At 70.3% G+C, this 13,974-nt stretch carries 8 protein-coding genes and 5 pseudogenes; 8 read left to right on the forward strand and 5 right to left on the reverse strand.

From position 1 onward, the window contains the following. Positions 1-8: 8 nt before the first annotated feature. Entirely contained in the window at positions 9-512 is a 504-nt protein-coding gene (locus tag JM949_RS15380) for a DinB family protein (protein WP_203149159.1), read from the reverse strand. 132 nt (positions 513-644) lie between these two features. Between JM949_RS15380 and JM949_RS15385 the strand changes: the two genes are divergently transcribed. Then, complete coding sequence (locus tag JM949_RS15385) at positions 645-1,562, forward strand: DUF72 domain-containing protein (RefSeq protein WP_203149160.1); 918 nt, start codon at positions 645-647, stop codon at positions 1,560-1,562. A 551-nt stretch (positions 1,563-2,113) separates the two neighbouring features. Here the strand turns inward: JM949_RS15385 and JM949_RS15390 are convergent. After that, complete coding sequence (locus JM949_RS15390) at positions 2,114-2,743, reverse strand: hypothetical protein (RefSeq protein WP_203149161.1); 630 nt, start codon at positions 2,741-2,743, stop codon at positions 2,114-2,116. A 186-nt stretch (positions 2,744-2,929) separates the two neighbouring features. Here JM949_RS15390 and JM949_RS15395 point away from each other — a divergent pair, with 186 nt between their 5' ends. Next, the gene (locus tag JM949_RS15395) at positions 2,930-3,100 is read left to right on the forward strand and encodes a hypothetical protein (protein WP_203149162.1); all 171 of its coding nucleotides are present in this window, start codon (positions 2,930-2,932) and stop codon (positions 3,098-3,100) included. Positions 3,101-3,115: 15 nt separating this feature from the next. Here the strand turns inward: JM949_RS15395 and JM949_RS15400 are convergent, their stop codons facing one another. From JM949_RS15400 to JM949_RS15410, 3 genes are all read right to left on the reverse strand, one after another. After that, complete coding sequence (locus tag JM949_RS15400) at positions 3,116-3,979, reverse strand: alpha/beta hydrolase family protein (protein ID WP_203149163.1); 864 nt, start codon at positions 3,977-3,979, stop codon at positions 3,116-3,118. A gap of 100 nt (positions 3,980-4,079) precedes the next feature. Further along, positions 4,080-5,336, reverse strand: coding sequence for an SGNH/GDSL hydrolase family protein (locus JM949_RS15405; protein WP_203149164.1), 1,257 nt, complete (start codon positions 5,334-5,336; stop codon positions 4,080-4,082). Positions 5,337-5,515: 179 nt separating this feature from the next. Next, positions 5,516-6,205 carry a hypothetical protein gene (locus JM949_RS15410; RefSeq protein WP_203149165.1) on the reverse strand — a complete coding sequence of 230 codons (690 nt, stop codon included), beginning with the start codon at positions 6,203-6,205 and terminating at the stop codon, positions 5,516-5,518. Between the two features lie 253 nt (positions 6,206-6,458). Between JM949_RS15410 and JM949_RS39140 the strand changes: the two are divergent. The 6 genes and pseudogenes from JM949_RS39140 to JM949_RS15420 form a co-directional block, all read left to right on the forward strand. After that, positions 6,459-7,877, forward strand: a pseudogene (locus tag JM949_RS39140) (ATP-binding protein); the annotation flags it as partial. Next, positions 7,851-9,323: pseudogene (locus JM949_RS39145) on the forward strand (ATP-binding protein); the annotation flags it as partial. The pseudogenes JM949_RS39140 and JM949_RS39145, both read left to right, overlap by 27 nt. 6 nt (positions 9,324-9,329) lie before the next feature. Continuing rightward, positions 9,330-9,968: pseudogene (locus tag JM949_RS39150) on the forward strand (toprim domain-containing protein); the annotation flags it as partial. Between the two features lie 32 nt (positions 9,969-10,000). Continuing rightward, positions 10,001-10,255, forward strand: a pseudogene (locus JM949_RS39155) (DNA gyrase subunit A); the annotation flags it as partial. 171 nt (positions 10,256-10,426) lie between these two features. Further along, a pseudogene (locus tag JM949_RS39720) lies at positions 10,427-11,059 on the forward strand (LAGLIDADG family homing endonuclease); the annotation flags it as partial. Between the two features lie 30 nt (positions 11,060-11,089). Beyond that, positions 11,090-13,789 (forward strand): DNA topoisomerase (ATP-hydrolyzing), encoded by a 2,700-nt coding sequence (locus tag JM949_RS15420; RefSeq protein WP_309232167.1) that lies wholly within the window; start codon positions 11,090-11,092, stop codon positions 13,787-13,789. Positions 13,790-13,974 lie beyond the last annotated feature (185 nt).

Raw genomic sequence — 13,974 nt, forward strand, 5'->3', positions numbered from 1 at the left:
CGCCGGGGTCAGCCCATCGTCCGGGAACCGTCGATCGACTCCCGCAGGATGTCGGCGTGCCCGGCGTGCTGGGACGTCTCGGCGATCAGGTGCAGCATCACCCGGCGGACCGTCCAGCTCGCCCCCGGCTCGAACCACGGCGCCTGCGGCAGCGGGTGCGAGGTGTCCAGGTCGAGGGTGGCGATCAGCTCGTCGGTCTCGCCGGCCACCTGCTGGAACCGATCGACCAACCCGGCCAGGGTCTCGCCCGGCGCCATCTGGAACTGACCGACCCAGTCGATCGGCTCGCGCTCCATCGCCTCCGCGCCGCCGGTCGCGAAGAGCATCCAGCGGTGTTCGACGTTGGCCACGTGCTTGACGAGCCCGCCGAGGCAGAGCGCGCTGACGGTCGGACGGGCGGCCGCCTGCTCGTCGGTGAGCCCGTCGACGGTCTGCAACAGGAAACCCCGGTGCCGGCGCAGGGTCTGGAGGAGATCGGCCCGCTCACCGGTGAGCTGCTGCGTGCTGGTCATCTGGCACCCTTTCGTCGACGTCCACTCACTGCCACCGTAGGACGAGGCACCGACACTTCCGGGCTACCCGACGCCGTGTCACAGGTCCGCCAGCGGTTGCCGATCGGCGGTGATGGCGGTCCACTGAATACCATGGGTGTGATTAAGGTGGGCACGTCGTCCTGGGCGGACCAGTCACTGCTGCGTTCCGGGTGGTACCCGCGCTCTGCCAGCACGCCAGCCCGCCGGCTGGGCTTCTACGCCGGCCGGTTCCCGCTGGTCGAAGTGGACACGTCCTACTACGCCGTCCCGGTCCAGGAGACCACGCAGGGCTGGGTGGACGCCACCCCGGACGACTTCACCTTCGACGTCAAGGCGTTCCGCCTCTTCACCGGTCATCCGACGCCGGTCGCCGCGCTACCGAGGGACCTGCGACCGACCGGCGGTTCGAGCCGGGTCCGCCGCCGCGACCTGCCCGAGCAGGCGTACGACGAGCTGTGGGCCCGGTTCCGCGCGGCGCTCGACCCGATCGCGGCGGCCGGCAAACTGGGTGTGGTGATGTTGCAGTTCCCGCCCTGGCTGGTGCGCAGCCCGGCCGCCGAACGCCGGATCGTCGAGCTGGCGCGGCGCTGCCAGCCGTGGCGGGTCGGCGTGGAGCTGCGGCACGGCTCCTGGTTCGACGACGGCGCCGCGACGCAGACCCTGGACCTGCTGCGCGCCCACGACCTGTCCCTGGTCTGCGTCGACATGCCGCAGGGACATCCGTCGTCGGTGCCGCCGATCCTGGCCGGCACGGCGGAGCCGGCGATCGTCCGGTTCCACGGCCACAGCGACGCCTGGGGTGACGGCGACAAGCAGGAGAAGTTCCGGTACGCCTACCCCGAGGACGAGCTTCGGCACTGGGCCGGGCTGCTGGCCGAGTTCGCCGGTCGACCCGACGAGCTGCACGTGCTGTTCAACAACTGCTGCGCCGGGCAGGCCCAGCGCGACGCCACCCGACTGGCCCAACTGCTCGCCGAGACGATGATCGTCGACCGGGCTGTCCCGGTGCGGGCCACGTCGACCGGCTGACGGTCGCGCGCCTGGCGCGGCGGGCCGGTCAGGAGCGGCGTCCCCGGCTGCGGAGCGCGTCCTGGGTCGATTCGCCGATGTCCGCGTCGTCGGGGAAGGTCCGGCCGCTGGGTGCCGGGTCGGGTGGGCACCCGGTCCGGCCATCGTCGGGCGGGTGGGCTCGACCGGACCGAAGCCGTGCCGTCCCGCCGGGTCCGACCGCCGCGCCGGGGCGCCCGCTCGCCGCTCGCCGCGCCGTCCCTCCGGCACCGCGGTCTCCTCGCTGCCCTCGTCCATCGGTGAGTCCGGGTCCGCGCCCCAGGGCGCGTCGGCGTCGAAGCCGTCGCCGGTGCCCCACGGCTGGACCGCCTCCGGCTCCAGCCGGTCGTTGTTCCCGCTGCGTCCCTCGTGTGCGGTCATGGCCACCCCGCTCGTCGGTCCGCCGTTCTTGGCGGACGTGGTGCCGTGCCCCGCCGTGACCGGCGGACGCGGTGCTGTCCTCGGGCCGGGCCGCGCAGGGTCGGCCAGCGCCCCGCCGTCGAGGTGGCGGCGGGACGCCGGCGACCCGGCGTTCAGCGTCCGGCCATCGCCATCGGGCGCTTGCCGTTGCTCATCCCCGCCATCTTGATCATGGTCTTCGAGGCACCCTTCAGGCCGCCGGTTCGGCCGAGCATCCCCCGGAACACCTGCCCCGGCTTCTGCTGCTCACTCATGTACGCGGTGACCACCACCAGGGTTCCGGTCAGCGCCGGGATGGCCCACTGGAGCAGTTTCATCTGCCGTTGCGAGGAGGCCACGCTGGCCGGGGTCTGGTGGTTCGGTTCGGTGGCGCCGCTCACCGACGGCCCACCCGCCTTCTCCAGCCGCATGCCGACCAGTCGGCTGTAGCCGGTCACCGCCAGCGCGCCGATGGTCAAGGCGGTCTTGATGGCGCTGGCCCGGCCGACGCCGGACTGTGCCGCCACCCGTGGGCTCTCGGTCACCAACTCGCCGACCGCGCCGGCCAGATGGGCGCCGATCGCGGCCGCGTTGACCGGGGTCCATTTGGACCAACCGGCCGAGGCGGCCGGGAGCCGCTGGGTCGAGTCGCTGATTTTCGCCGCTGCGCCGTTGACGCCGAAGGCACCCATGAGGGAGCCGCCAAACCAGGCCGCCAGGCCCAGATCGTGCATCGAGCGCAGTGCGGTGTGCCGTTCGGACATGTGATCCCCTTCCGCCGTGTCGGGCGGTGCGGCTTACCCGCCGCTCGGGCGGTTAACCCCGCCCCGGACGGGCCCGATCCGGGCCGGACGGGCAGCCGGGGGACGTTCCTGGTCACCGGGTCTCCAGTAGGAGTCGTTCGCCCGGTGGCGGGTAGAGACGAGCGACGCCGACGAGAGGGAAACGTGATGTCACAGCCGGACGAGAGCCGGGAGAAGACCCCGAAAACCGACGCGGTGCTCATGCACCCCGACAACGACCCGCACCGCAACACCGCGGAGGTGGCGCCCCGCAAGGAGCACGCGGAGATCCAGGTGGAGCGCGACGGTGACCTGGTGCCGCTGGACCAGGACGAGTGAACCGGCCGGTACGGCTCAGCGGGGCGGCAGGTCGCCGGCGAATCCGGCGAGCCGCCGGGCCAGTGGGCTGCTCGCCCGTACCCAGGTGAAGTGGTCCAGCGGGCCGCCGGCCTGGGCCACTGTGTACCGTTCCCGGGTCACCGGGGCGCTGTCGAGCTTGGCGCAGAGGTGGTCCATGGTCTCGTGCGGGGTGTACTGGTCGTCGTCCACACTGATGGCCAGCACCGGCGTCCGCACCGCGCGTACCGCCGCCTCGGTGTCCGACCCGTTCAGCCGGGGGAACCGGCCGGTCCGCGCGGTGTACGCCCAGTCGCGGATGACGCCGCGCGCCTGCCGGCCGCCGAAGCCCCAGCCGGGCCAGACCCCGAGCAGCGCCGCGGTGGCGGCGATCCCCTGGGTGTACGGCAGCACGCCGAGGCCACGTCGGCCGGGGTAGCTGCGCCAGTACGGCACGCTGACCGCCACCAGCGCGAGCCCGTCCACCTCGGCGTCGCTGTGCAGGGCGAGGTGCAGCAGGGCGGCCTGCCCGCCGAGCGAGTGACCGAGCAGCAGCCGGGTGCGTCCGTCCAGCCGTGGCTTGAGCGCGGCCAGCACCGCGCCGACGTCGTCGGCCAGTTCGGCGTAGCCGTACCGGTCGGCCCGGCTCGGCGCCGGGGTGCTCGTCCCGGTGCCGCGCAGGTCGGCCACGACCACTGCCAACCCGGCCGCGCGCAGCCCGGCGGCGAAGGGCCGGTAGTAACGGGCGCGGACCCCCATCGCGGGCCAGATCACCACCACCGGCGCGCCCGCCGCGCCGGGCGGCTCCGGGTAGACCTGCACACCCAGCCGACCGCCGTCGACATCGACGAACTCCTGCGCGTACTCCGGTTCCCCGTTCACCGGCCCAGCCTACGGCCCGACGCTACCGACAGGTAGCCGCAGCTGGTCGGACGCGACGGAGGGCCCCGCGGCGGCGGAGCCCTCCGGGTGCTGAACCGGGTCAGGAGACGGTGATCGTCCCGTTGCCGGCCCGGACGCAGTTCACCGACCGGGCGCTGGTGGCGGCCGCCCCGGTGAGGCACTGGCCGAGCACCTGGTGCCCGGTCGCGTTCGGGTGCCAGGACTCCTGGCAGGTCTGGAAGTAGCTGACGCAGGTGTTGGCGATCCGCTGGATCGCGATCTTGTCCTTGCCGGAGAGGCTGGTGACGAAGGTGCCGTTCGCGCCGTCCTGGAGCCGGATCGGGGTGGCCAGCGCACCCGCCGGGCTGGTCGTCTGCTCACACAGCCGGGCGCCGTTGAAGGCCTGCTGCACGTTCAGGTAGACCAGGTCGTCGCCGGGGAACTCGGCGGCCAGGGTGTCCCGGGCGGACTTCACGAGAGCCCCCAGGCCCTGTGAGAAGCGGTGCCCCGGGGCCAGGCTGGCCCGGTGGATCGGGCAGCCGGCCGCGTACCGCTCGGCGCCCAGGTCGCGGAACTTGTCCCGGGTGTCGTCCCGACCGTCCTCCTCGTGGAACTGCTGGTTGAGGTCCAGCGGCAGCGGGTTCGTGTAGTCCTGGAACACCACCCGGTGCTGCCCGTCCGCGTCCACCTGGTCGAGGGTGGTCAGCAACTGGCGTACCGCAGCGGTGGTCTCCGCGGTCGCGGCGCTGAGCTGCGCGGCGGTGGCCAGGTCGGCGTCGCTGCACGGCTTCTGCTCCACCGGCCCGTTCAGGTACGCCCAGAACTCCCACCAGCCGGTCCAGGCGTCGGCGATGAACCGGTTGGCGCACGTCTCCGCGACGTTGCCGAAGGTGAACGAGCTGTTGTTGGAGCCGAGGCCGATCAGCACCAGGTCGATGTCCTGGGTCTGCGCGACGGCGCGGAGCTGGTCGAGCTGCGACGCCACAGTGCGACCCTTGGCGCGCGACTGCGAGGCGTTGGCGATGTCGTAGGGCTGGCCGCCGGAGCAGGCCAGGTTGAACCGGTTCTGGATGCCCGGCAGGTTGGCCTGGTTGAGCGAGGCGTTCGCCGAACGGTGGCAGAAGAACGCGTTGTTGTTCGGGGCCGTCCAACCCGGGAAGCCCTGGGTGACCCCGCTGGCGTCGACCACCGGGGTGTACGCCCCGGCGCCCTCGCCGCTGATGAAGCTGTCCCCGAGCGCCACCGCCGCGGTGGGCAGCGCGGCGGACGCGGGTACGGGCAGCGCGACGGTGGTCGACAGCGCGGCCAGGGCGATCGTCAGTCCCGCGGCGAGCGCGGTACGCCGGAACCTGGGCATGGGGCCCCCATCCATCGAAAGATGAAAGATTCTCTGAGAGCGCGATCAGATCACCCCGGTGCGACAGGCGTCAATGGCCGGTAACCGATTCGTTCGATGAAGGACACGCGGGTTGGCCGCCCACGCTGACCCGCGCCCGGGGCGGACCGGGCTCAGCCAACGGCTACCGGCGCGCGGAGCTAGCGACCGGCCGGAGCGCCGCGCCGACGCAGCACGGCCGCGCCCACGGCGTTCAACCCGACACCCCAGAGCGCCAGCACCGAGAGCCACTGGACCCAACGCGGCAGGCTCATGTCACCGGAGAGCAGGTTGCGGGCGCTGCCGTACGGGGTCAGCCACGGCTGTGCGGACTCCACGCCGCTCAGCAGCGCGAACAGGCCGAGCGGCAGGACGATCGTGGCGAGGAACGCGACAACCGCCGGGCGCAGCAGCAGGCCCAGCCCGGTGCCCACCAGGCCGGCGACGATCTGCACCAACACGCTGCCCACCGCGATGGTGCCCGCGTACCGCCACGCGTCGTCGGCGATGTCGGCCGGGGCGAGGGCCAGTGTCGCGGCGCAGACCAGCACACCGACAACACCGATGACGACCGCCGGCACTCCCACCGCGAGCACGGTGGGCAGGACCCGGACCTGGTCGGCAGCTCGGCGCGGGTCGCGCACCAGCAGGATGCCGAAGAGCGGCGTCACCACCGACATCAGGCTCTGGACCAGGTCCGAGAGCGCGGCGAACGTCCGGTCGGCGGGAGCCGCCGCCGCGGTCAACGCCACGGCGGCCAGCAGCCCGGCCAGCAGGGTGCCGGCGAGCAACCACCGCCGGGCCCGGGTGCCGAGGGGGCGTCGCAGGGCGTCGCGTGCCGTCTCGTCCACCCCGACAGCCTCCCCACCACCCAGGCGCACCAACCGCGGGCATGGCTGAGCGTACCGACGACGGTGTCTCCGCGTGGTCCCGTGATCACCGCCGGACTGTTTCCTGGCTCACGTCCGAGGGCTGCCGCGCGGCGGGTCGCGCGGGGCCTCCGGGAGTTGTCCTAGCCTCGGGCTAGGCTCGCTGCGGCGCGCCACGCCGGCTGATGTCGCCGGTGACCGGCTGCACACCGCCGAGACCGGGGAGTACGACCAGTTGACCGCAGAGCCTGACACCCTGTACGGGGCCGACGACCTCACCCACCTTGAGGGGCTGGACGCTGTTCGTAAGCGGCCCGGCATGTATATCGGCTCCACCGACAGCCGTGGCGTGGGTCACCTCGTCAACGAGATTCTCGACAACTCCACCGACGAGGGCGTCGCCGGCCACGCCGGCCACGTCGAGGTGATCCTGCACGCCGACGGCTCGGTGCAGGTCGACGACGACGGCCGGGGCATCCCCACCGACGTGCACGCCAAGTCCGGCATCTCCGGCGTCGAGCTGGTGCTGACCCGGCTGCACGCGGGCGGCAAGTTCGGCGGCTCCGGCTACAAGACCTCCGGCGGTCTGCACGGCGTCGGCGCGTCCGCCGTCAACGCGCTGTCCCGCCGGTTCGACGTGACCGTCCGCCGAGCTGGCAAGATCCACGCGATGTCGTTCCGGCACGGCGTCCCCGGGATCTTCGACGGCGACGGGCCGGACGCGCCCTTCACCGCCGGCCCCGGCCTCCAGGTGATCGGCGCGATGAAGCGCGGCCAGCGCACCGGCACCTCGATCCGCTGGTGGCACGACGCCCGCTACTTCGAGACCGGCGCGGCGCTCGACGTCGACGCCGTCCGGATGAAGCTGCGCAACACCGCCTTCCTGGTCCCCGGTGTGACGTACCTGCTGCGTGACCTGACCGGCGAGACGCCGGCCGAGGAGCGGTTCCACTATCCCAACGGGCTCAGCGACATGGTGGAGTTCCTCGCCCCGGCCGGTGACCGGCCGGTCTCCGGCATCCTGCTGGTCAACGGCGAGGGCACCTACCGGGAGAACGCCGCCGACGCCAACGGTGTCATGCAGTCCAACGTGCAGCGTCGCGCCGAGGTCGAGGTGGCGTTCCGCTGGGGCACCGGCTACGAGCGCACCGTCGAGTGCTTCACCAACACCATCCGCAACGCGCACGGCGGCACCCACCGCAAGGGCTTCGAGCGCGCCCTGGTCCGCACCCTGGCCGACGCGGTCCGCAACACCCGCGGCCTGCTCAAGGCCAAGGAGGAGCCGCCCACCCTGGACGATGTCCTGGAGGGCATGACGGCCGTGGTGCACGTGCGGATCCCCGAGCCGCAGTTCACCTCGCAGACCAAGGACGAGCTCTCCACCACCGGGATAACCAAGGTGATGCAGAGCCTGGTCGACGCGCACGTCAAGGCCTGGCTGGAGGACCGCCGCACCAAGGCCGAGGCGCGCACCGTCCTACAGAAGATCGTCGACGCGGCCCGGGTGCGGCTCACCCAGAAGCAGCAGAAGGACGCCGCCCGGCGCAAGACCGCCCTGGAGGGCGCGTCGATGCCGCCGAAGCTCGTCGACTGCCGGGCCACCGGGGTGGAACGGAGTGAGCTGTTCATCGTCGAGGGCGACAGCGCCCTCGGTTGCTTTACCGGTGATACGAAAGTCGCACTGGCCTCAGGGCAGAGTCGGTCCTTCGCTGAGCTGGCTGCAGATTGGCAGCGAGGCATCAGCCATTTCGGTTACACGACCAACAAGGCTGGCCGGGTGGTGATCGCTCCCCTGGTGGAGCCCCGGGTCACCAAGTCTGACGCGTCATTGGTGCGGGTTACGCTCGACAACGGCGAATCGGTGCGCTGCACCCCAGATCATCAGTTCCGGTTACGCGACGGCTCCTACCGGCGAGCCGATGCCCTTGCCCCCGGCGACTCTCTGATGCCTCTGTATCGCAGCCTGTCCAGCAAGGCGGAGGGGCACAACCTCCAGGGGTACGAGCGGATTTGGATGAACGACCGGGACGAATGGGTCTATACCCACCACCTGGCTGATGCGTGGAATCTGCGCCATGGCAAGGACAGCGCAACTAACGGCACTGTCCGTCACCACATCGACATCAACAAGCGTAACAACGACCCGCGCAACCTGCGGCGGATGACCTGGGCGGATCACACCGCGCTCCACGCCGCAATGATGGGCGAGCACGTCCACGCCGGTTGGCGGAAGTGGTTCGCCAACGGCGGCCGAGAGTTCCGGTCAGCCATGCTGACGGCTCAGTGGCGCGATCCTGATTTCCGCGAGGCGTGCCTCGCGCGCCTGTTCGCGCTCAACGAGTCGCCAGCGTTCCGCGCCCAATGTGAGAAGGGCTTTCAGGACTGGTACGACGCGCTCGGCGTCGAAGAGCAGGGCGCCTACGCCGAGCGGATGCGTGAGCGGCAGGCCACGTACTGGACGCAACCTGAGCATCGGGCAGCGGCAGCCGAACGGGTTCGCCAATACTTTGCTGACCCGTCTCGTCGTCAACAGTGGCGCGAGCGAACGGTGCAACAGTGGCAGGACCACGAATTGCGTATCTGGCGCTCCCGAAAGACCGTGGAGCAGTTTGCAGATCCCGACGAGCGGGACCGCCAGCGCAATGCGGTGTTGGCCTGGCATCGGGATAATACAGAATTCGGTGATCAACACTCCCGTCGGATGAAGCGGCGGATGACTGATCCGAGCGCCGGTCACCTGGCAAAGGTGCGGGCCGGGCGTGCTCGATACGTCGACAACGTGCCTCGTGAGGAGCGCGTCGGCCAGCAGAACGAAGGTCGCCGCCTGGCAGCCCTCCGCCGGCTGGCACCGTTGCTGGCGCATCCGGACGAGGAATTGTCAGCCGCCTACGAAGCCGAGCGGATTCGTACCGCTCGCACCGGTCTCCGCTTCGCGCGGCTTCTGGCCCTGTATGACGGAGATTACGGCCGACTTCGTGACGCCGCGTCGTTCGTCAATCACCGAGTGGTGTCGGTGGAGGTCCTCGACGAGACAGCCGATGTCTACGACCTGACGGTTGACGGGTACCACAATTTCGCCCTCGAAGCTGGCGTGTTCGTCCACAACAGCGCCCGGGTGGCGCGGACCTCCGAATACCAGGCGCTGTTGCCGATCCGCGGCAAGATCCTCAACGTGCAGAAGGCCAACCTCCAGCAGGTGTTGGACAATGCCGAGTGCGCGGCCATCGTCCAGGTCCTCGGCGCGGGTTCCGGGCGCACGTTCGACCTCGCCGCGCTGCGTTACGGCCGCGTGCTGATCATGGCCGACGCCGACGTGGACGGCGCGCACATCCGTACGCTGCTGATCACCCTCTTCGCCCGGTACATGCGGCCGCTGATCGAGGCCGGTCGGCTCTACGCCGCGATGCCGCCCCTACACAAGATCACCACCAGGGGGCGTAACCCGCAGACCGTCTACACCTACACCCAGGTCGAGATGGAGGCGACGGTCCGCAAGCTGGAGAAGGCCGGCAAGCAGATCGTCACCCCCATTCCGCGCTTCAAGGGTCTCGGTGAGATGGACGCCGACGAGTTGTGGGACACCACTATGAACCCGGCCACCCGTGCCGTCCGGCGGATCACCCTCGACGACGTGGACGACGCCGAGCGGATCCTCGAACTGCTGATGGGTGAGAAGGTCGAGCCGCGCCGCAACTGGCTCATCGACTCCGCCGACCGGGTCGACCGCGAGGCGATCGACGCATGATCACCTGTCTTGTTCGAGTGGAGAGCTGAGTCATGGCACGCCGTAAGGAAAACAAGGTCGATCTCTCCTCGTTCGACCAGGCCGGCGCGCGGGTCTTCGACAATCCGCTGGTCACCGAGGTCTCCGACTCCTATCTGGAGTACGCGTTCTCGGTCATCCACTCCCGTGCCCTGCCCGATGCCCGCGACGGCCTCAAGCCGGTGCACCGGCGCATCCTGTGGTCGATGTACGAGCAGGGCTACCGCCCCGACCGAGGGCACGTGAAGTCTGCCCGAATTGTCGGAGACTGCTTCGTTGCCGGCACGCTGGTCTCCACGCCTGATGGCCTGCGACCGATCGAGGAGATCGAGATCGGACACCTGGTGCTGGACGGTGCGGGCGCTTCGGTCCCGGTCACCGCCGTGTATCGAAACCCGACCTCTGACCTTGTTCGTGTGACCTGGAGCAATGGGCACACGATGCTCGTCACCCCGGGCCAACGTTTCCGGGTGGTCGCGGACGACCTCTCGGTTCAGTGGGCCGAGGCTCGGGATCTTGCGGGACGCCTTGCGCTGGCCTATGGGAGCCGCCGTAGCGAGGTGTCGACGCCACCTGGCGACGTCTACGACTACGTGCGCGGGCTGCTGGTGGCCGAGGGCTTCCCGGTCGACCGGAACCGCGCAGCGGACGGCCGGGTTCGCATCCACATGTGTGACGTCGAACCGCTCGATGTCGCTCACGGCTGGGCTATCGCCAGTGGGGTAAACGTCTCCCGCGGAAAGCGTGAGGCTACCAATCCCCGTCATCGTGACCAGCACATCCTGACCTTCAGCCGGCACGAAGGGCTATTGGAGGCTACCGAGCCGCTCAGTTGTGACAAGTACGTACCGCGCGACATCGTCGGTCGCCGGTCAGCGTGGGCGCCGTTCCTCGCTGGCTTCTTCGACGGTGACGGCTACGTCCGCAAGCGGTTCCGAGAGGTGGTCTTCGTCAGCACCAGCAAACTACTGGTCCGGCAGATCTACGCCATTCTCGCCGACCTGGGGTTGCCTGGGCACTACTGGACCAGCGGTCTTCGTTCTGATGGAAACCCGCTTCACGGGCTCTCCATATCCGGGCGAGACGCCGCAGTCCTCGCTCGGATGCTGCTGCCGTGGGTGCGAATCGGCTACAAGCACGATGGCCTGCAACGGGTTGCGAACATCGACTACCAGTACAGCGGCAAGCAGGGCAACGACCGGTTGCCGTACGCCCCGGTGGTGGCGGAATTCACCGCAGCGCATCAGGGCGGTGGATGGTTTCGGGATCAGGCCGGACAGGCGTTCCGTGCCTCGCTCTCGGCGAGCGGTGGCCCGAACGTGCGGTATGGCAAGGACCGCAATGGAGTACCGCTCGCGGAAAGATCGTTCCAGTTGGAGCGCGCGGTTCGGGACGGCTGGATTCAGAAACTCCGCGTGCTCGGCTCGCCGCTCGCCGCTCGGCTGGACGCGCTGGTCGGTCATTCGTTCCTGCGGGTCTCGTCGGTCGAAGCAGTGCCTCCTGACGTCACATATGACATTCAGGTGGGTAGTGACGACCATGCCTTCGTCGCCGAGGGATATGTCGTTCACAACTGCATGGGTAAGTACCATCCGCACGGCGACACCGCGATCTACGACGCGATGGTCCGCCTCGCGCAGGACTTCTCGCTCAACGTGCCGCTCATCGACGGGCATGGCAACTTCGGTTCTCCCGACGACGGCCCGGCCGCCTCGCGTTACACCGAGGCGCGGATGTCCCGCGAGGCGATGCTGCTCGTCGGTGAGCTGGGCGAGGACACCGTCGACGTCGAGCCCAACTACGACGGGTCGCTGACCCAGCCGACCGTGCTGCCGGCGGCCTTCCCCAACCTGCTGGTCAACGGCGCGTCCGGGATCGCGGTCGGGATGGCCACCAACATGATCCCGCACAACCTCGCCGAGGTGGTCCAGGCGGCCCGTTGGCTGATCAACCACCCCGACGCCACCCTGGACCGGCTCATGGAGTTCGTCCCCGGCCCCGACCTGCCCACCGGTGGCGTGCTGCTCGGTCTGGACGAGGTGCGCCGGGCGTACGAGACCGGGCGCGGCGTGGTGCGGATGCGCGGCAAGGTGGAGATCGGCCCGATCGAGGGCAGCCGGGGTCGCCAGGCGATCACCGTGGTAGAGCTGCCCTACGGCGTCGGCGCGGAGAAGGTCATCGCGGCGATCACCAACGAGGTCACCAAGACCAAGCGGCTGACCGGCATCGCCGACGTCAAGGACCTCACCGACCGGGAGAGCGGCACCCGGCTCGTCGTCGAGTGCAAGGTCGGGGTCAACCCGCAGGCGCTGCTCGCGGACCTCTACCGGCTGACCCCGTTGGAGCAGTCGTTCGGCGTCAACAACCTGGTCCTGGTGGACGGGCAGCCCCGCACGCTCGGGCTCAAGGCGCTGCTGGAGGTCTTCCTGGCCCACCGGTACGAGGTGGTCACCCGACGCACCTCGTACCGCCGGCGCAAGCGCCAGGAGCGGCTGCACCTGGTCGACGGCCTGCTGATCGCACTGCTGGACATCGACGAGGTGGTCCGGCTGATCCGGGGCAGCGACGACGCGCAGGCCGCGAAGGACGGGCTGATGAGCCGGTTCGGTCTCTCCGACATCCAGGCCACGTACATCCTGGACACGCCGCTGCGTCGGCTGACCAAGTTCGACCGGATCGAGCTGGAGGCCGAGCAGGAGCGGCTGCGCGCCGAGATCGCCGAGCTGAGCGCGATCCTCGACGACGAGCGGGTGCTGCGCAAGGTGGTCTCCGACGAGCTGGCGGCGGTGGTCAAGCAGTTCGGCGCCGAACGGCGGACGACGCTTGTCGACGGCGACCTGAAGGAGGTGTTGGCGGCGTCCGCGCCGGCCGGCCCGCTGGAGGTGGCCGACGACCCGTGCCAGGTGATCCTCTCCGCGACCGGGCTGGTCGCCCGGACCGCGGCCGAGTCGGAGGAGAGCGCCGAGGGGCGCCGCCGCAACGGCCGAATCAAGCACGACACGGTACGCGCGATCGTGCACTCCACCGCCCGTGGCCGGGTGTTGCTGCTGACCAGTGCCGGTCGGGCGTTCAAGGTCGACGTGCTGCCGCTGCCGGTGCTGCCCGAGCAGGCCGGCACGGTGTCGCTGCGCGGCGGCATGTCGGCGGCCGAGCTGGTGCCGTTGGCGGCGGGGGAGACCGTGGTCGGCGTGGCCCCGCTCGGCGGGCAGGCGGACGGCTCACCGGGGTTGGCGCTGGGCACCCGGCAGGGCGCGGTGAAGATCTGCGCGCCGGAGTGGCCGGTGCGCTCCGACGAGTTCGAGGTGATCGGCCTGCGCGACGGTGACGAGGTGGTGGGGGCGACCTGGCTGACCGACGGCACCGAGACGCTTACCTTCGTCACCTCGGAGGCGTCGCTGCTGCGGTTCCCCGCCGGGCTGGTCCGTCCGCAGGGCCTCAAGGGCGGCGGCATGGCCGGCATCAACCTGCCGACCGGGGCGCGGGTGGTGTTCTTCGGCGCGGTACGCACCGACGATCCGGGTCACGGCGAGCCGATGGTGGTCACCTCCACCGGGGCGACGGTCAAGGTGACGCCGTTCAAGGCGTACCCGGCGAAGGGTCGGGCGACCGGCGGCGTGCGCGCGCACCGCTTCCTCAAGGGTGAGACGGACGTCGCCGTTGCCTGGGTGGGCCCGCGACCGGTCGGCGCGACCGCCACCGGCGACCCGGTGGAGCTGCCCGCGGCCGACCCCCGCCGCGACGGCAGCGGCTTCGCGGTGATGCTCGGGCCAACCGTGATCGGCCACCTCACCGAACGCGACTGACCCCCAACCACCTCGGTCGTCCGCGCCGCCCCGGGGTGTCGTGCACGCTGCCGTCGCGCTTGGTGATCAAGCCGCCGAAGGTCGTGCTCGATCCTGGAAACAGTGGCATCACCGACGCGTGACACCACTCGATCCTGGATCGAGCACGATCAAGCGGGGCGGGTGATCCAGGTCGGGCGGGGCAG

It is taken from the genome of Micromonospora tarensis (genome assembly GCF_016803395.1).
GTDB classification, from domain to species: Bacteria; Actinomycetota; Actinomycetes; order Mycobacteriales; family Micromonosporaceae; genus Micromonospora; species Micromonospora tarensis.